Consider the following 18,826-nt stretch of genomic DNA (forward strand, 5'->3'; position numbering starts at 1 on the left):
TGTGAAAAAAGATATCTTCACTTTACTGGGGGGCTTCCTAACGGCTCTCCTTTTCTTTTTTGGAACCATTGGTATCTCCTTTGATTGGTTCACCACAGAAAGCATTAATGCGTTCGTTATAGTTGTAGCTGCTTTCACTGCCCTCGTGATAAATGTTTATGCCGTGTGGAAGAACACCCATGTCAAATCAAGATTGAAGGGGAGGAAGAAACGATGAAAATCGAAAAGGTAAAGTTATCTTTCCGTTATGCCTTAGATCCGATTAAAAAAGTAGACAAGTTAGTGCTGCATCACCCGGCCCACAAAACTTGGGGTATCCATGACATTCATGATTTCCATAAAGATAAAAAGAAATGGAGCGGGATAGGATACAACTATTTCATTACCAAAGAAGGGCGGATTCAGGAAGGTCGAGGGAAATATGAAGGGGCACACTGCCTGGGGCATAACGATCACACTCTGGGTATCTGCTTTCAAGGGGACTTTGAAAAAGAAAAAATGCCTGATGCACAGGTTAAGGCGGGCGGTTGGTTAATCGCTCAATTGGTCCGGGAATACGGACTGCAGCTTAATGATGTAGTAGGTCACAAGGATATGCCTGGGGCTTCCACAGCCTGCCCAGGTAAAAACTTTAGAATGGCTGATGTGAAGAAGGCAGCACTCGAAAATATAAACCCTAACACGAAAAAGGAAGCTGTGAAATCACCAACAAAGAAAGAGGTCATTCATCGAGTGATAGTTGATGGAAAACAAATAGGTGCCTTCAGTAAAGCTTCCGGAGTGGCTGAGGCTATTGAAAAAGCTGTTCAAAAAGGTGCTAAAAAAATCGAGATTGAAAGAGTGTAAATGAAAAAGCCCTTCCGGATGGAGGGGGATGTAAGAAGTTTTGTATAAATGGTTAAAATTACTTATAAGGAGACGATTATTTTTGCAAAACGAAACATACTGGTTGGCTATAGAATAACGAAAGATTGTCGGACGGTGTTAATTGAAATACGAACAGAAAATCAATTGTCAAGTGTTGTTTCAACTAATATCTTGAATTAAATAAAAAACATAAAGGTGGAAATAATCCACGTTAATTATGGTAAAAAATGAAAAAATTTCTTCCTCTATAAAAATTAATTCTGTATAATTAAATAGGTAAAATATACTAATTATGGAGGGTTCTATGAAAAAAATATCGGTTATCATTGTTATGCTTTTATGTTTCGGTTTGAGTTTCAGTACCACAACATCAGCTAAAGCTGAGTCAGTTGCAGATTTAAAAAAGAAAAATGCAGCATTAGAAAAACAAGTAGCAAGTCTGAAGGCTCAAAATGCTAAATTAAAGAAAAGCATTCCAACTGTTTCTTCTGGAAAGATATTCACTAATGGCGTACAGAACGGAACAAGTAGGTTTCTTTCGTGGAGTGGAAGGAATTATGTAGAAGTTGATGACATTATTCCAGTGTTAACTAATTATACGGATAACCAAATAAAATATGATGCAACTCGAAAAGCACTATATTTGGGAGTTATGCCGAGTAAAGGTATAATCGCATTAACCAATATGAAGGAATATTCTAAACATGAAGTTGTAATCGACTATAATTTATCAATTAATAATAAGAGATATTCAAAAAATTTACTGGGAACTAATACTACACCTTTCAGAGGTAAAATAAACTATAAGATAGATGGTAAATATTCAAGTCTGAAATTTTTTTATGGAATGTCTGATTATGCTAGCAAGAAATCAAACATTGTAATAACTGGTGATGGGAATGAATTGTTTCATAGCGGTGAGCTTGATTACCAAACTGATGCAAAGTATGCTGAGGTAGATTTAAGAGGTATTAAGTTTCTAACAATAGATTTAGGCACAAGTGCAGTAATAGGAAATCCAACATTATCACCTAAGTAATCGAATATAGAATTTTGAGAAGTAGTCTTGTCATGCGCGGCCTCTTTATTTTGGATGAGAACCCTCAGATACAGAAATCAAAAAGCCCTTCCGGCTGGAGGGGCTTTAAACTGAGTAAAATTATTTAAATAATTTCCCCATAAGTTTTCCGATTACTTTATCTGCTACCCTTCTGGCTACCCTCTTGCCGATAGTCCCTTTTCTAACCGCATCGACATCTCCTAGTATTTTTGCTAATCCATGCATTAAACGTGTTAATTTATTCAGTGACATGTGTTATAAACCCCTTCTAATTAATTTATTCGTAACTATTAAAAGGAATGACAAAATTTTGTGCTATATAGATACTGAGAGGTTCTTTTATCAATATATGTTCTTTGTTCTTAATATCTGTAGCGAAAATCTGGAATTTCAATCTTTTCTTTTCGCGAGGCGGTTGTATATTATCAAAAAACATATTCCAAAATTTAATAAAAATCTCCTATTACATTAAAAAGCCCTTCCGGTTGGAGGGGCCATTTTTTATTTAAAATCAATTTTTATTTCCTTTGGATTTAGATTGGTTTTATGTGCTTTCTCATTGATCACATATTCGGGTTTTATTCTGATGAAGCTGAGATTTGATGGTACTTCAATTCCAAATATATTGTTTTCCAATGTTGCTTTCGGCAAAATTTGTAAATTTTCTGGGTTGGCAGAACCAATTATATCATTCTCTTTAATATTGAGTTGTTTCCCGCTATCCAGTACTGCTGTTTTAAAACCACTAAAGTCTACGGTTTCATTCGAGTTATTTGAAACGGTATACGCCACTTGTAAATAAGTAAACTCATCACTGGTTGCACCAACGTTATCTTTATACTCGTCAGTCATGTTTGTAATGGACAATAATTTTGCTTTATCAATATGAACAGTCAAGTCATCCATTTTATAGTCAGTATCCACATTTGAAATCTTCTTTAAAGTAACTGTACCTACACCTTCATCGTTAAGCGTCTGGCCAACTTCTGTTAAAGGTCCCTCACTGTCAGTATCTTTGCTTTCTTCCTCAAGGGGTTCATCTTCAACCACTTGTTCATTCTCCTGTTGTTGTGTATCGGAAGTTTCATTTTCTTGGTCTACATCCCCATGAGTCGCAGTTTCATCAGAACCACATCCTGATAATAAAAATATTGCTGCACACATTAATAAATATTTTTTCATTTTGCTCCCCTTTAAAATGGTAAATCATCCTTCGGAACGATCCTTATCTTTTTCACCAGTTCAGTAATGTCATTTTCCCCATCGTAAACCACTTTCTGTATTTCATACTCATTCGTTAAATACCTTTCTTTCTTCAACCAAGCATATGCGGGAAGCGCTGCTGATTTATCTGGGTTTTTTTTGAAGTCAGATACCCGCACTGAGAAGCTTCCCTTTTGAGAAAATGACCCTCCAGAACGATAACTAAAAATGCTTATGAAAAGATGTACGTTCATTCTTCTTCATCCTCATGAAATTTAACTAATTTTAGCCTAACAAGTCAGGGAAACTTTGTAAATGGTTTATTCCTGCATAAAGTCCTCATCAAAATAAAGCTTGTCCATCAAGTTATTAACGATACCATTGAAGTAGGCGAATATTCCCTTCTTCATAGTTGTTTCTTTCTTAACCTTCATAACAAACTCTTTAAAAGCTCGGATGCCGATTTGTAACTCTTGATCAGCTGTAAATGCCCTCTCTTCGGAAGTATAGTTCACAACCCTATTACATTGTTTCACTACTTTCCAAAACTCCTGAATTATTTCGGCTTTTGTGTAAAAAGAACCTACCATGTCAGTAAACCTATCTGGAACCCAATGAGCTACAAAGTTAGATTGCTGAAAGTAGTTATGACCAGGTTTATCCACAATAGATGATTGGGAGACAGTCTTACGTTTATTATTTATATTTTGTTTTAAAGAAATATTAGTTGTCTTAATGGTCGGACACTTCCCGGACTTTTTAGTAGGGGTCTTGTCGGACAGATTGTCTTCCACAGGAATAATAAGGATAGCATTAGCCGTCTGCAACATATCTTTTTTTCTTTTCATAGCGACCTGCCGGATCATACCCAGTTCCTCTAATTTCTTCACAAGCCTTTGAACAGTTTTATAAGAAATCTCCAATTTGGATGCAATAGTATTCTTGCACATATAGCTCACACCGATTTGCTTGCAGCTGTGACGCTTTAATAGTTCCACGAGAGTAATAAGTCTGGCTTGTACATCTACACGCTTGACCGCAGATTTAATTGAGTTCTTATAAGTGCGTACAGTTTTATTCATTTCTTCAATATCTGTGAAGGTGGATAGATTGTGATAAGAATCCACACTCGCTATAACATCAATGTGTTTCTTCATATTTATATGTCTCCTTTGGAAACAAAAAAGCAACGGCCTATTTAAGCAAACCGTTGCTAAGAAACCCATGATGTAATAAACTACACTCAAGGGTACAGCAAGTGTTTGCCTGGTCTATTCAGGCGGACGGTATAAGGGTGTTGGTAGCACTACTTATGCACGCTGTGCTCTTTTGTTTTATACGTGATATGTTTTTACACATTTTTTACACACCACTATTAGGAAACATTGATATATAAGGATTTCTGAGTGAATTATAACGTCTATCTGGGACGCTAAAAACAAAAGAGCCAAACCCTTGATTAGTAAGGGGTTTGGCTCTTTTTTATTTGAATCGATACCTTTAGTTACCAACTGCTATTTATCGCCCTTGTATCTCTGGGAGTGACTTATATTTTATACAGGATACTAATTATGCTTAAAACAAATAGAGAATAATTCTTGTTTAACTACCGGGTGTGTTGATCCAGGAAGGATTAACGGCCTTTTTTATAGAATTCCTCTTATTGAGCTAATGGAGCAGGTTAGTTGAACAAGGTATTATGTAAAAGTGAGGATGAAATATGTGTATTGAAAAGATAATTATAGATCTTATTCACAATAATATTATTCACTCAGAACCAACAGAATGGGAACAACTAAACGGCGGTACTGTGAGTAAATTGTATCTCCTAAATATTGATGGTTCCAAATATGTTATTAAGCTAAATGATCAACGAGTGATTGAATCAGAGGCGATTTTTCTTGATCGTTATAAGGAAGTGTGTTATTTACCTAAACTTCTATTCGTAGAACCATCATACAATTACTTAGTATATTCATACGTAAATGGGTCTACAAATTACATCGAAAAAAATAAAAAAGAAATTCTCAAAGATGTTGTGAAAGGACTCTTAAACAATTATAAGTCCGTTTCTAATAATATTGGTTGGGGATGGGCCGACCAAATAACTGATTCTTGGCAGAACTTTTTAATCAACGAAGTCGTTGAGGCAAATAAAATTATTGATGGAAGATTAGATAGGGAAGACCATAATTTTATATCTAACCTTGTCAAAAAAATCCCTAAAGATACAAAACCTTACTTAATACACGGTGATTGTGGAGTCCACAATTTTATTTTTAATGATGGACAGCTTAGCGGGGTGATTGACCCTGCACCTGTTATTGGAGACCCTCTTTATGATTTAATCTATGCATTTTGCTCTTCCCCAGATGATTTAACAAAAGAAACTATAGATTACGCTGTAAGTCATTTGATGATTAAAAGAGAAAAAGAAAAGTTATTTTTATACGAAAACGTAATTATTGGTTTATATCTCAGGTTAGGGAAATGTATTAAACACCATCCAAATGATTATGAAGAGTATATGAAAGCCTGGTATTCCTGGATGAATATCACAAAAAGGCTAATTATATAGCTGCATCAAGAGACTTGTGCTTACTGTGCAAACGGGGCAGGTTTGTTAAAGAAGGAATATAAATGAAATTAGTAGAATAAGTAAATTTGGCACGTCTAAATATTATAAGAGGAGAATATCTATGGGACTTACGAAGTAAAAAGTTTACACTAAAATAAACGCGGGGGTTTAAAAAAATATGAAACAATTGGGGACGCTATACTTTTTCTGTGGAAAAATGGGAGCTGGAAAATCAACTAAATCAAAACAATTGGCGATAGATAAACATGCGGTACTGTTGTCTGAAGATGAATGGCTTTCATCTCTTTATCCCAATCAGATTGCATCATTTGATGACTATCTAAAATTCTCAGCGCAGCTCAAGCCGTTGGTGAAAAAGCATGTCCAAAACATATTAAGTGTCGGTACAGATGTAGTAATGGATTTTCCAGCTAACACTCAAAAACTGCGAAAGTGGTTTTTGGATATGGCGTCAGAGGTCAATGCAAGCCATCAACTAATTTTCCTTAATCTAAATAACGAGCAATGCTTACGTCAAATTGCACAAAGGCGTATCGAACAACCCGAAAGAGCAGCTTTTGACACGGAAGCGGTGTTTATTCATGTTACTAGTTTTTTTGAAGCACCAGAGGCATCCGAGGGTTTAAATATTTTAGAGTTTAGCGGAAAAGAATAACAAGGAGTCACTGATTCTTAAGTATAGAGTACCTTTTCTTCTGGGAGGTGCTCTATATGATATAAAATGTAAGGTGAGTAAGAAAAGTTACAATGTATATATGTTAAAATCAATTGATGTAACTATGTGAAGTGGTACACTTAAACATACGGGTGCTTTAGTTTTAAAAAAAGCATGACGGCTTTGAGTAGGATTCAGACTCGGGTTAGGATATGTATTGATGCAAAAAATTATGACGATCCTCTTGAATGTTTAGAAAAAGATTGAAGGGACAATTTAAATTTAAACGAAAAGGGGTCGGATTGGTGTCGAAACTGTTCGGTTGGGGTCGGAAACATTCCGACTTAATCCTATAAGGTGTTCAAAATATGTGAATATATCAAGGTTTATCCAGGTCAACCAATTCCTCTCCTAACAATAACCACCGCCTCCTAAGCTGTAGGTCGTAGGTTCGATTCCTATCTGGGACGCTATGTAGTCTTTATGGTGAAGCTTAATAAAGACCAAGAACACTCCTAAATGTTGATATATCAATGTGTTTATGGTGTTTTTTATATAAATTGATAAATACATTTAAATGAAATAAATTGAAATCATTTTACATATCTTTTACACAATCATTGCAGCAAAACCTTTAACCGAAATTGGGCCAGGCTGAGGTTGATAAGGCCTTGCTTACCTTACAGTGGGAAAAAAGATCAACAGATAACTGAGTTTGCAAAAGCGAATTAATTAGTCTTGAGAACAGATGGTCAACAGTGATGTTGGCTTTTCTGTCATAGTTGGAAATTATGTTCATTACACGGAAGCAATCAATTCACTCGTATGTCGAGCCATATCAATTTTTGCTTACTAGGGGATTAGGATATAATAAGAAATAAAAGGCGTGATTTTTTGACTGAAGTGATAAAACTGAAAAAACAACATAGGAAATTATCCCCTATTAAAGTTTTTCAGCGAGCTGTATTAATTACAATTGGTGCTTTGTTAATGGCCACGGGGTTGGAAATATTTTTAGTTCCAAATCAAGTTATTGATGGTGGAGTAACAGGCATATCTATTATGCTTTCCCACATAACAGGAGTGCAACTTGGAATCTTTTTATTCCTGCTGAATTTACCGTTTGTATACCTTGGATATAAACAGTTTGGGAAAACCTTCGCTATATCAACTGTGTACGGGATTATAATGCTTTCTATTTTCGCATCGTTTTTCCATCCTATTCCACCATTCACTCAGGATATTCTTCTTGCTACAATTTTCGGTGGCATATTCATCGGTGTAGGGGTAGGACTAGTGATTCGCAGCGGTGGTGCACTGGATGGTACAGAAATACTTTCGATCGTAATAAGTAAAAAAGTGCCTTTTTCTGTTGGTGAAATTGTAATGTTTATCAACCTCTTTATTCTAGGTGCTGCAGGTTTCGTATACACATGGGATAGGGCTATGTATTCCATTTTAGCCTATGTAATTGCTGTTAAAGCAATTGATACCGTGGTAGACGGATTGGAACAATCCAAATCTGTATGGATCATAAGCGATGAAGCAACGGAAATTGGGGATGCAATCAGTAAACGATTAGGACGAGGGGTAACGTACTTGCCAGGAGAAGGTGCGTTTTCAGGTGATTTTAAAAAGGTGATTTTTTGTGTAATCACCAGACTCGAAGAATCTATATTGACAACAATTGTTGAAGAAATTGATTCTCAAGCTTTTCTCGCGATTGCGGATATTGCAGAAGTCAGAGGAGGGCGCTTCAAAAAAAGAAATATTCATTAATCAACATATTGGGTAAAGTCTTTCTTATCTGAATATGAACGAATCAAGGTCAGCTTTTTTATGCTGGCTTTTCTTACACATACGGAATATTATGTGCAACAGGAGATTTATTTCAGCTGAGAATATCTAGGGCGATATTTACGTGGATCCTTAAACCCTCCATTTATTTGGTGTCCTAAAGAGAAGGTAATTATTATAGATGCAAATAGAAGTATCAGTTTCTTCACTTTGAGTCTCTTCTTTCTAGAGAATTTATTTATTTAGGGTACACCCACAGTTGATACACATCAATTGATTTTAAACACATGTAGAAAAATTGTAACAAACGCCACTGAAAAGTAGGTGTATTTTTTATGCACGAAAAAGGGGGATACCATGCCTGAAACAGTTCTGGTACCAAGTAGATTGAATGCAAACCAGAAAGAAATCATGGAATTGAAGGCCGAATTTAAGACATGGAGCCGAGGGTATCAACGTTGAAAAGAACAAGTGACCGTCACTATCAACAAATTATGGTAATGAATGAGAAATTAACAAAATTGAAGAAAACACAACCTTGATTAAGCGCACAATTACCGGTGGAATTATCCAAGCTGCATGTACCGAAGTTATTGAGGCGTGATTGCCATTGTGAGGAATTGGCCGGTGTTGCATCCGGATTTTTGATCTCTGTGGAGGGAAAGGCATCGACTTGAAAATTGCTATGGCAAAAAAGATGATTCACAATAAAACAAGGGCGCATAAGCACGGAGGTAAAGCGTATTAGAAATCCGCACAGGCTCTGGTCTCTCCTTATATTAGTCCGGAATCGTTGTGCTTAGATTGATTTCCTTAAAGAATCACAAATGATTTTTGCATGTTTTGTAAGCCATAGTTCCAGCCTCTGGCAAATTAAATAATTGTTCATACTTGCTGTACGTAAGTTTTGTGTAGGTGAAGTTAGGATCTCGGACATACTGGTTCATTTTTTGTAAAACACGTTTTTGTTCTAGAGATAGAACACCAAAATCATCTTTTTCTCTTTTCATCTTTCATAATTTTAACAAATTGTTTTGCATTCTCATTTAAATATAAGTAGTTTTTAGGTTCGGTAACCCTATTCCATTGTTTATCTATTGTTGCCCGGGCATTAGAAAATTCATTTTTGTCACAGGCTTTTTTTATATTGTGAATGACAGATTCGATTCTCATGGATCAGTTCAAGGCAATATATAAATCTCCTTTAATGATTTAGTAAAAAAGTTCCAACATTTCAATGTTAAGATTTTCTAATTTAAAGAGCTAATATTGGAAGTTAACTAATGTGTAAGCCCGGGGCCTTTTCCGGCTCAGGCACCTCTATGTAACTAAAAGCAGTAATTTTGTTATGTGGCTTTCTTTTGTAATCGTGGGACAATTTATGTAAAAAAAAACCACTGAAAAATGATTTGAATCCAAAATGTAGAGTTTTCCATATTTTATATATAAAATCGCTTAATGTTTGTCCGATATAGACTAAGGTAGAATTATCAAAAAATCGGTGGTAACAAATGAAGCCTTTTAAATTGAATATACAATTACTAAGTCTGGCATTATTAGCTTTTGCCATGGTAGGGACGTGGCTTGGAACGGCTGTTTCAAGTATGTTAGTAAGTAAAAAAAACTTAGAGCAGAATTATTTAATAGAAAATCAGTATTATGCCCAGAAATTGGCGCTTACGACGGATTCTCTTTTTAGGAATATGTTCAAAAGTCTGAAGATGGAATCGCAAGATGGAGAATATTTAACCAAAGATTCAAATGCGATATATCAAGAATTAAAGCATACGTTAGATTCGACCACTTTTTTTAATTCCATGTTGTTTGTCAATCAAAAAGGGTATGTCTTGGCTTCGGCTCCGGATATGTCCATTAAGGGGAAACAGCTAAGTACCGTTGGGGCAAAGGCAGCCCTGAAACATAAAGTGTCCTTAGTATCCAAACCATATGTGGGTGTGACTGGAAATCTCATATTACTTATTTCTGTCCCTGTTTTTGACGATCACGGCGGGTATAAAGGTTTTCTTGCTGGCACCATCCATCTACATGAAGAAAATAGTCTGACAAGAGTTCTTGACAAGCATCCAAAACATAAAAATGATTCGTATGTATTTGTTGTGGATTCTGACGGGAATGTTATTTATCACCCTGAAGATGAAAGAATCAATACAAATGCAAAAGAAAACAAAGCTGTACAGAAAGCATTAAAAGGTGATAATGGGAACCAGGAGGTTATCAATACAAGAGGGGTGCCAATGTTGGCTGGATACGCCTCTTCTACAAGCAAGTGGGGGATTATATCCCAAACGCCGAAACATTCCGTGATGGAACCAACTTTGGAAATGGCCAAACAAGTAAGCCAAATTGCGATTCCGTTTATGATCTTTGTCTTCCTTATTTCCATTGTAATGTTAAAGACAATTATAAAACCTGTAAGGGATCTGGCCGAATATGCACGAAACATTTCAGAAAATGAAACCGTCCCTGTACCTCGTATTTCTGGGTGGTATTATGAATTAAAAGAATTAAAGCGGGCAATCTTATTGGCTGTTGATTCTTATCAGAGGCAACTTCATTATGTGGAAAATGAATCAAACCTTGACCCTTTAACAGGTCACTTTAACCGCAGATCGCTGGAAAAGACAATTGAAGAAATGGAATCCTACTCTATCCTATTATTTGATCTTGACCGTTTTAAAGCTGTGAACGACCAATATGGACATCAAATGGGTGATGAAGTATTAAAGTATATTGCGAAATTGGCTAAAGAAGAAACCAGGGAAAAGGATTTGTGTTTCCGTTTGGGCGGGGAAGAATTCTTGATTATCCTTCCAGAAACTGATACGGAAATGGCTGAAACGATAGCAGAACGAATAAGAAAAAAAGCTGAAATGACTTCCAGTCCTACAGGAAATCCAGTGACACTCTCTATAGGAATAGGAAGTTCAGCTAAAACAGCAAAGCATTTTACAGATTTGTTAAACATAACAGATCAGGCTCTCTATAAAGCAAAACAAGAGGGAAGAAACAAAATAGTCATTGCAGCAAAAATGTGAAAATAACATTCGGACCGTACCACTGGTGAAAGTAATTATTAAAAACTTCAATGTATATCTATTATCTTATAGAACTGACGGGCTTTTTAGATTCATAAGCAATGTGGGAGTCAACAGTGATGTTGGCTTTTTGTCATATCCGGAAGATGATGTATATCTTTGATTTAACGGGGGCAGGCAAATCGAAGAATTCACTTTAGACGGCTTCTCAACGATACTCAAATTTGCATAAGAGTATGGGATACTTGGAATGAATCCCATATGTTTAAATAGAATGAAAATTGTATTGACGGGAGATAAACAGTAGGAAAAGGAATATTTATTAATATATATTTATGGGAATAATAGGATAATCATGTTTCCGTGTAGAAACAATTAACAATGACAAAATTAGGGAGGACTATATGAGTAAATTTGGTTTGTTTGTCAAGTTTAAAGTACAAGAGGGCGAACTTGACACAATGGTAGAAATTTTATTAGAAGCAGCAGAATCGATGAAGAATCTGGACGAATGTGAGATATATCTCGTTAACACTTCTGAAAACGAACATAATTCTGTTTTTGTTTATGAAGTGTGGAGTAATGAAACTGCCCATCAAGCGTCACTTACACTTGAAGCGACACAAACATTAATAAAGCGTGCAAAACAAATAATTACTGGAATGGAGAGAATCTGCACTCTAAATACAAGGGGCGGCAAGGGCATTTCACCGACCTCTTATTAAACTCACGGTTCACAAAGTTAATAAATATCAAGAGGTCAACAGAACTCTGTTGGCTTTTATGTTATGCTTCCGGAACAGGATGTCCATATTTTTGTTGACTAACGGGGAGATTAGTGGAAGAAGAGGGGACATCATTTAGAGACGGATGTCAACGAGTAAAGTTGTAAAGATATATATCCTTAAAAACAAGATGCTATAAAATTAAAACAAGTCGTTTTACACCTGCTTTAAGCAATTAGGTAGCAAAGCAGGGGGCTATTTATGTAACTGTAACAAATAAGGGAAAAGAGCTGGAAGTAAGAAAACAAAAAACGCTTAAAAAAAAGAGCCCTTCTGTGTTTCAACGCATAATGCAATCGTTGATGAGGTTGATCAGTAAAATTTTACATGGCCTTGTCACATAGTGTCATCCTAGTGGTTTTGCCTTATGAATTAGCATATATTTCTATTTTGAAGGCTCGATTAAAAGCCCTTCCAATTGGAGAGGCTTTAATTCATTGCCAAAATACCTTGTGGAATTCATCAATGATAAAATTTCTATGTACGAATCATCATATTTATTAGAATTTTTGTGCTGAAATAATATCATTGCTGTATCCGCCGTATCATATACCCTCAACCTATCCAGTTTACTCTGCAGTTCCCATGGTGGACCCACCAATCTATTATCATTAAATGCCGCTATTGAAGCAGCCCAGGCTGGAGAACATGGCAAGGGCTTGCTGTTGTAGCCGACGAAATCAGAAAACTTGCTGAGCAGACGAAGTATAGTTTAGACAGTGTAAGTTCACTCATTTCTGAAACGAACGATGGTATCCAAGGAGTCAACCAATCCACCGACCAAGCCAACACCTTGGTTTCCGATGGAGTAAAGGGAATCAATCAATTGGATCAATTCTTCGAACAGGTGATACAATCCATGGGGCAAATCAAAAACGGAAGTATTTAAATTGAAAGAGAACTGGAGTCGCTTGTTACGGTAATCGAAGAAATTACAGATGGTGTCAGCACAGTAGCTACAACTACTGATAATCTAACTGACATTGCAAGACAAATGTAGTTAACCTAATGAAATAAATATACATGATCAGAAGTAAACGGTTTCACTGTTGGCTTTTTGTTTGGTTTGTGAATGGAAGAGTTTAGACTGCATTACACATCTTGTTGCTTACTGCACTATATTTCCTACGGGGTAAAATAACTGTGTATCGGTCTGGGGACATAACAAAAATTGGATTACCGAAGCCGACAATGATGGTTGGAATGCTAAATGATCCAGAGTTAGAGGAAATAGCAGGAAAAATTGAAGCTACATTGATAGGCGTATTGGATAAATCTAAATAATTTTTTTTGAAGCAGGGCGGGCGGTGAAAATAAAACTCACCGCCCTTTTATTGTTGTTTTTTTAAGTAAAGATTAATCCTTTGAATTAGTCATGAATTAGGAAACATGCATTATTGAATCGTGTATTCCTTTAAATCAGATCACCTATATATATGCGAGTACATTCCCTAAAATAATGCATAGGTTAATTGTATAAATCATGGAAGGGATTGAAAAAGATGTACTATGAACCATTTATGTATCCAGACCAATATCAACGAAATCCTTATTACACTAATGTACCAATGTTTAACCATGTAGGACCTCCTAATTACAGGGCTGTTAATGATGATGCTTATAGATCTGGTTTTTTATCACCCCAGAATGCAAGAAATAAAATTAAGATAAGGGATTATGGGCCGAACCCATTTGCAATCAATATCAATGAGGCTACAAAGCAAAATAATACCTATCGTACCGCTTTATGGACTGGGACACATTTGCAGGTTACATTGATGAGTCTTAATATTGGCGAAGATATCGGCTTGGAAATTCATCCCGATGTTGATCAATTCTTACGTATTGAACAAGGCCAGGGGATTGTTCAAATGGGCAAGAGAAAAGATAATCTAAACTTTAAAAGAAATGTCTATGATGATTCTGCAATAATGATACCTGCTGGAACATGGCATAATCTTACCAATACAGGTAAAATTCCGCTCAAACTTTATTCCATATATTCTCCTCCTAACCATCCATTTGGTACTGTTCATATTAAAAAAGAAGATGCAATGGCGGCCGAAGAAGACCACGGTCGAAATGTATATAGGTTGAAAAATAACGGATCAGTTAAAACTAGCTTCTCTAAAGCTGAAGCAGCAGCAATTGCTTTGCTTTTAGGCATTAACTTTAATAAAAGCAAATTTGATTTAGATCAGTTTTGGATGGGAGTCAATACTGAACTTGAACATGGAAAACAATCAAGCCAAACAAATGTTACTGGGGATGATCCAATTATTACTGGGAAAATAGCACTGGCTCACCTTAACGAATTTCCAGATTATTATAAACGGTTAAAACTCCTTGAAGAAGAAGCAAAATTCTATTGGAGCAAATGATTTTTTATTCATTACCATAGGAACTGGCAATTTTAATTCCAAACATACCTATTGGTTTTGAACTTGTGTACTAATGGTGCCTTAATCCAGGGAAGGATTAAGGCACTTTTTTTTATTGAATCCGTATAGAGTTATTAAACTAAAGGGCCAGGTTAAATGAATAACCCAATTCAAATATCTGGAATAAAATGCTATAATCACCAGGAAAATAAAAGCACCGTAAGGGAGTTGCGGCATATTTTGGGTGATTTTGTTTCTGGATTAGAAATGGGTTTAAAAATCTATCAAGGAGCAGGGATGTTTGTATAATGGTATGGCAAAAAATAAATTGAGAACAAGCTGGAAACCAGGATGAAAATACGCTGCCTCAAAAACAACGAAAATAAAATCACAGGTTGGGCATAAAAAATTTCTGTTTAAACTAAGCTAACATAAGAAATCAAATACTTTATCCGCGACTTGGAATTAAATGGTAAAACGAAGAGAATCGAACAAAGGATACAATTGGTATGGGCCTTTTGGAAAATTATTGTAAGTTATAACCAGCCAGCCAAGAAGGGTTTTGACTATGATGGCTCAATATGTTCGTTTATTACTGATCCTCGATTACAGCATCGCTAATCTTGACATCAAAACCTTCTATTTTCCCAATGATATTCATTAAATCGTTAACAGCCTCGTCGTTGGAGTATTGGTCATTTTCATGGAGTTTCGCTGCTATTTTAATCAATCTTAGTTTAATGTCGGCATATTTCTCTTTTACTTCAAAATACTCATTCAAATTCATAAAATCATCCACTTTCTTGTTAATAATTTTTGATAAATTACTTTAACCGGATTCGTAAAGTCGCAATTTCCTTTCTGATACTTGAAGTTTCTCAGCAATTGATGGCTTCAGAAGCGGGGATAGTAATTTTTCGCTTTAAGCTTATATTGTCCAATTTCATAATTTCACCCTCATTTTAGGTTCTTTTTACAATAAGAATGTATGGTCGATATACTCCTGAACCGGAAGGGCCAGTTGACGCATCATAAATAAAGGCAACCTGGGGCTCTTGTAGCTCACAAAAGGATCCATTTGTTCGGGTTTGCTTGGCTGCTGTAATGCTGGAGAGGATGTCAAAGATCGATCATGGAATAATAATTATCTTTACGTTTCATCTCAACCAGCAGGTTTTTTTTCTAAAGTTCAGCGTACTATTAGCTCATTAAATAGAATGAGAATTTAAATACGATTAAATATTAATCATTTTTTGACGATAAAAGATTTATGCTTATGCTTAAATACTACCAAGGAGTGTCAGAAGATGAATAGCTTAGAACAAGCGCTTTCCATTGCACCAATACTTACAAAAATACTAAAAGATGAGGATTTTATAGTAGCAATTACTGATACAGAAAAATACATTTATGCATCACCAGGTAAGAATTTAGACCCGGGGATAGAATATGGACAACCTTTTTTAGATTATGATCTTTTCGGTCAAATTAAAAAAACACTTAATAGAGTGGAAATTTTAACACCTCCTGAATATGGTACACCTTTTAAGGGGGTTGGTTATCCTTTATTTGACGAAAACAATAAATGGATTGGGTCTTTAGGTTTTGGAATTAGCTTGCAGAATGAGTACACCTTAAAAGATATTATTTCTAACTTAAATAATATTTCAAGTACAATTGGTGATCAGACCCAAACCATCACAGCGCATGCAGAGGAACTTTCAGCTACCATTCAACAAATTTCAGCATCATCGGAAATTACTATGAAGCATACTGAAGAAGTAACTAAGGTGATTTCTTTTATTGAGGGTGTATCACAGCAATCCAATTTGCTTGGACTAAATGCTTCAATAGAAGCAGCAAGAGCAGGCGAACACGGGAAGACTTTTTCCGTTGTTGCTTCAGAAATCAGGAAGCTATCAAGCAATACAGGGGAAGCCTCCAAACAAATCGGATCCTTCTTGGGTGATATGAAAGAGCAAATATCGGCAGTAACTCAAAGTATCGGGGATATTGAGAAATCATCTTCTGAATTAAGCTCAAACGCCGAAATTTTTACTAAGCTTACAGAGGAGCTGAACCAACTAAGTCACTCACTAGATAGTTTCATGAGTGGATTGTTAAACCAAAAGTAAAAGCATTAACAAATGTTCATAACATTGGGGTCAGCATATATCACATATGCTGGCTTGTTTAAGTCGCATGCGGAATATCAAGTGACATAATATAAAAAATTATTGAAATCATTACCAGATGCAATTTGAAGGCAAAGGGACCATTGAAAAGAGTATTATAGAATTATAAAAATTTTTATTGATTGTTTTCCTGTTACTCAAATTATGCGACCAGTCCCTTTAAAGCTGGTCGCTTTTTTATTTCATCATTAGCGTCATTAATAGTATTAATCCCAGATTGGAAAATGGTTAATAGTTGAATCTCTTCCTCTATTTGTTAATGGTACCTTAATGTGTTGTTGAGCGAAAAAGGTCCTTTATATACTTGTTTTTATATAATTTATGCTTAACAACACCACTGAAAAGCAAATGTATTTTTTATGCTTCAATAAGGAGAAAACGCACTCTAACAGGGATATAAATAGGGGGGCCAAAGAAAGGAATTGATATTTGCTTTTTAAATGTTGCTACTGCACTGGCTATTTTTATGCAGCTGCCTTTATCATGACAAGACGGCTATGGATATCTTTAAAAAGAAAATGAACTGGGTAAGCAGCTTGTTCCTGCGTATAAAATCCAGTTTCTTTTAATTCAAGTTAACAAGTCGATTTAACTGGCAACCGATAAGTAAAAAAGTTCCAATTTATCAATATTTATTCTCGTTTAAAATGGGATCCGACTGAAAAATTAGTTTATTTCTTGTATACAATTGGACGGAAATCATCGTGGTTGTGTTCTGAACAATTTTGACATTCATGAATTACTTTTTGCCTTTGTTAAAACAGTGGAACTCTCAATGTACTGAAGAAAACCCATTTAGAAATGTAACTAAACAGGAATTATTAATTACATTTTATCCTGCGGTTTTGCTGCCTTGATATCCTGGACCAAGGAATCATATATACAATTTGGCTCAAATAATCTGAAAAGCAGTTGGTTAGAATGGATATTACAAAGTATTTAATTCTAAAAAGCCCTGTACCAACCCGGTTAAGGAGGAATAGGGCTTGTGTAAAATCTCACAATTTTTTTGTATTTTTCTTTATTAAATCGTTTTTATTACTTTTATATTATAAAAGCTGCCATATACCTATTAAGGGCAAAAAGCCCTTAATAGGTATATGTTACATTATTTTTTGTTTATAAGATCCAATAAAGCTTGGAAGATTTCAATTCCTTGAAAAGTAAAAAGTGATAAAGAGGTTAAAGAAAAAAATCCAATTATAATAAAACGAATCCAGATCATAATAATTACCCTCCTTTGAGTAAGAAATAATTAAATATTAATTATTCAAAAGGTGTAATTACCACGTAATTGGATTGATAAAGGACAGGAGTAAACAAAATATTTTTCCTAAGAAAACGGATGAGTAAATGACATGAACACGAGGAAGCCAGAATTAGAACAACAAAGGGCTTAAATAATATATAAAATCCCATAATATCCTGCTTGCCTGTATCATCAATATCAGAAGGAGTATCTTCATTATCTATTGAAACACCTTCTTGAACGGCATTGACTTTAAAGTCATGTGTATGAGCGTAAACGGAATAATACGAAAAGATCGATATTATTAGGGCTAGAGAAAGGATAAAATGTTTTTTCAAATTTGAACACTCCTGTTTGAGTATTGCTATAATAATAAACCATTTATGTAGAGTTTAAAACAATAAAGTATCATTGACTAACCTAAGCAAGCGAACCTGGCTTAATGTCTTTTGCATCACTATATAGTGCCATAGTTACCCTCCGACAGTACATTTTATGAGCAAAAATTTGCAGATATTCATTCAAAGAACAAACCAGCAACTAAGGCGGTTTCCTTTTATCCATCTATAAGCGTAACTTAATCAGCTAAAGATGTATTTTCTTATATAATAAGTCCCCCGAAAATGAACACAATGATCAAAATGAATTAGACGGACGGGATTTTAAGTCAGCAGCAATTGTATACTATGGATAATTTTATTATGGTCTGGAGATTTGATTGGAAATAAAAGAATATCTTTGATACAAAAACACACTCTTATTTCCTGCCCGGCTTGAGTGTTTTTAGTGAGTGAAGTGGTGGAATTTAAAAGGATTATCGACTTAAAGTTTACTAGTTTGACAATTTAATAAGGCTATTAGCAGTTAATAATTCTACAAATAGGTGGCATTCCGCTACCGGACCTAATGATTTAATTCGCTAACTGCTTGAAAATTTTAACTAAAAACTCTATTTTCATTGTTTCCCAAAGAATAGTCA

General features: G+C 35.2%; 20 protein-coding genes and 3 pseudogenes. 15 read left to right on the plus strand and 8 right to left on the minus strand.

Annotated features, from left to right (window positions below; genetic code table 11):
- Position 1 precedes the first annotated feature (1 nt).
- From D0466_RS18500 to D0466_RS18510, 3 genes are all read left to right on the plus strand, one after another.
- Positions 2–217 carry a PTS mannose transporter subunit IID gene (locus D0466_RS18500; protein WP_117324014.1) on the plus strand — a complete coding sequence of 72 codons (216 nt, stop codon included), beginning with the start codon at positions 2–4 and terminating at the stop codon, positions 215–217.
- Positions 214–846, plus strand: a complete 633-nt coding sequence (locus tag D0466_RS18505; RefSeq protein WP_117324015.1) for a peptidoglycan recognition protein family protein — start codon at positions 214–216, stop codon at positions 844–846. Before D0466_RS18500 ends, D0466_RS18505 begins: the two co-directional genes overlap by 4 nt.
- Positions 847–1,171: 325 nt before the next feature.
- A complete protein-coding gene (locus tag D0466_RS18510) occupies positions 1,172–1,906 on the plus strand; it encodes an NPCBM/NEW2 domain-containing protein (protein WP_158555943.1) in 735 nt (244 codons plus the stop codon).
- A 120-nt stretch (positions 1,907–2,026) separates the two neighbouring features.
- Here the strand turns inward: D0466_RS18510 and D0466_RS22615 are convergent, their stop codons facing one another.
- The 4 genes from D0466_RS22615 to D0466_RS18525 form a co-directional block, all read right to left on the minus strand.
- Positions 2,027–2,179 carry a hypothetical protein gene (locus D0466_RS22615; RefSeq protein ID WP_199484588.1) on the minus strand — a complete coding sequence of 51 codons (153 nt, stop codon included), beginning with the start codon at positions 2,177–2,179 and terminating at the stop codon, positions 2,027–2,029.
- A gap of 249 nt (positions 2,180–2,428) precedes the next feature.
- A complete protein-coding gene (locus tag D0466_RS18515) occupies positions 2,429–3,109 on the minus strand; it encodes a hypothetical protein (protein WP_117324017.1) in 681 nt (226 codons plus the stop codon).
- Positions 3,110–3,120: 11 nt separating this feature from the next.
- Positions 3,121–3,384 (minus strand): hypothetical protein, encoded by a 264-nt coding sequence (locus D0466_RS18520; protein WP_117324018.1) that lies wholly within the window; start codon positions 3,382–3,384, stop codon positions 3,121–3,123.
- 66 nt (positions 3,385–3,450) lie between these two features.
- Positions 3,451–4,287: a helix-turn-helix domain-containing protein gene (locus D0466_RS18525; RefSeq protein WP_117324019.1), complete on the minus strand. Its 837-nt coding sequence runs from the start codon at positions 4,285–4,287 to the stop codon at positions 3,451–3,453.
- Positions 4,288–4,850: 563 nt separating this feature from the next.
- On the opposite strand from D0466_RS18525, the gene D0466_RS18535 reads away from it, so the two are divergent.
- From D0466_RS18535 to D0466_RS18550, 4 genes and pseudogenes are all read left to right on the plus strand, one after another.
- A complete protein-coding gene (locus D0466_RS18535; RefSeq protein WP_117324020.1) occupies positions 4,851–5,708 on the plus strand; it encodes an aminoglycoside phosphotransferase family protein in 858 nt (285 codons plus the stop codon).
- Positions 5,709–5,886: 178 nt separating this feature from the next.
- Entirely contained in the window at positions 5,887–6,384 is a 498-nt protein-coding gene (locus tag D0466_RS18540) for an AAA family ATPase (RefSeq protein WP_117324021.1), read from the plus strand.
- A gap of 894 nt (positions 6,385–7,278) precedes the next feature.
- Positions 7,279–8,163, plus strand: coding sequence for a YitT family protein (locus D0466_RS18545; RefSeq protein WP_117324022.1), 885 nt, complete (start codon positions 7,279–7,281; stop codon positions 8,161–8,163).
- 375 nt (positions 8,164–8,538) lie between these two features.
- Positions 8,539–8,785 (plus strand): annotated as a pseudogene (locus D0466_RS18550) (hemolysin XhlA family protein).
- Between the two features lie 217 nt (positions 8,786–9,002).
- Here the strand turns inward: D0466_RS18550 and D0466_RS22330 are convergent.
- Together D0466_RS22330 and D0466_RS18555 are read right to left on the minus strand one after the other, a co-directional pair.
- The gene (locus D0466_RS22330) at positions 9,003–9,191 is read right to left on the minus strand and encodes a hypothetical protein (protein ID WP_158555944.1); all 189 of its coding nucleotides are present in this window, start codon (positions 9,189–9,191) and stop codon (positions 9,003–9,005) included.
- The gene (locus D0466_RS18555) at positions 9,172–9,354 is read right to left on the minus strand and encodes a hypothetical protein (RefSeq protein WP_117324023.1); all 183 of its coding nucleotides are present in this window, start codon (positions 9,352–9,354) and stop codon (positions 9,172–9,174) included. The genes D0466_RS22330 and D0466_RS18555 overlap by 20 nt, the downstream gene beginning before the upstream one ends.
- Before the next feature lie 338 nt (positions 9,355–9,692).
- On the opposite strand from D0466_RS18555, the gene D0466_RS18560 reads away from it, so the two are divergent.
- The 7 genes and pseudogenes from D0466_RS18560 to D0466_RS23090 all read left to right on the plus strand — a co-directional run bounded on the left by D0466_RS18560 (position 9,693) and on the right by D0466_RS23090 (position 14,403).
- Positions 9,693–11,237 carry a sensor domain-containing diguanylate cyclase gene (locus D0466_RS18560; protein WP_117324024.1) on the plus strand — a complete coding sequence of 515 codons (1,545 nt, stop codon included), beginning with the start codon at positions 9,693–9,695 and terminating at the stop codon, positions 11,235–11,237.
- 404 nt (positions 11,238–11,641) lie between these two features.
- Positions 11,642–11,962 carry a putative quinol monooxygenase gene (locus tag D0466_RS18565; protein ID WP_117324025.1) on the plus strand — a complete coding sequence of 107 codons (321 nt, stop codon included), beginning with the start codon at positions 11,642–11,644 and terminating at the stop codon, positions 11,960–11,962.
- 656 nt (positions 11,963–12,618) lie between these two features.
- A pseudogene (locus D0466_RS23675) lies at positions 12,619–12,726 on the plus strand (methyl-accepting chemotaxis protein); the annotation flags it as partial.
- Positions 12,702–12,911 carry a methyl-accepting chemotaxis domain-containing protein gene (locus D0466_RS22620; protein ID WP_199484589.1) on the plus strand — a complete coding sequence of 70 codons (210 nt, stop codon included), beginning with the start codon at positions 12,702–12,704 and terminating at the stop codon, positions 12,909–12,911. The pseudogene D0466_RS23675 and the gene D0466_RS22620, both read left to right, overlap by 25 nt.
- A 254-nt stretch (positions 12,912–13,165) precedes the next feature.
- Positions 13,166–13,306 carry a hypothetical protein gene (locus D0466_RS23085; RefSeq protein WP_233522701.1) on the plus strand — a complete coding sequence of 47 codons (141 nt, stop codon included), beginning with the start codon at positions 13,166–13,168 and terminating at the stop codon, positions 13,304–13,306.
- 218 nt (positions 13,307–13,524) lie between these two features.
- Positions 13,525–14,097, plus strand: a pseudogene (locus tag D0466_RS18575) (cupin domain-containing protein); the annotation flags it as partial.
- Positions 14,077–14,403, plus strand: a complete 327-nt coding sequence (locus tag D0466_RS23090) for a DUF5661 family protein (RefSeq protein ID WP_233522710.1) — start codon at positions 14,077–14,079, stop codon at positions 14,401–14,403. The pseudogene D0466_RS18575 and the gene D0466_RS23090, both read left to right, overlap by 21 nt.
- 592 nt (positions 14,404–14,995) lie before the next feature.
- On the opposite strand, the gene D0466_RS18580 is transcribed toward D0466_RS23090, so the two are convergent.
- The gene (locus D0466_RS18580; RefSeq protein WP_117324027.1) at positions 14,996–15,190 is read right to left on the minus strand and encodes a hypothetical protein; all 195 of its coding nucleotides are present in this window, start codon (positions 15,188–15,190) and stop codon (positions 14,996–14,998) included.
- A 520-nt stretch (positions 15,191–15,710) separates the two neighbouring features.
- Between D0466_RS18580 and D0466_RS18585 the strand changes: the two genes are divergently transcribed.
- Complete coding sequence (locus D0466_RS18585) at positions 15,711–16,538, plus strand: methyl-accepting chemotaxis protein (protein ID WP_117324028.1); 828 nt, start codon at positions 15,711–15,713, stop codon at positions 16,536–16,538.
- A gap of 1,326 nt (positions 16,539–17,864) precedes the next feature.
- Here D0466_RS18585 and D0466_RS18590 read toward each other — a convergent pair.
- Positions 17,865–18,185, minus strand: coding sequence for a hypothetical protein (locus D0466_RS18590; protein WP_117324029.1), 321 nt, complete (start codon positions 18,183–18,185; stop codon positions 17,865–17,867).
- Positions 18,186–18,826 lie beyond the last annotated feature (641 nt).

It is taken from the genome of Peribacillus glennii, from assembly GCF_003429105.1.
Taxonomy (GTDB): domain Bacteria; phylum Bacillota; class Bacilli; order Bacillales; family DSM-1321; genus Peribacillus; species Peribacillus glennii.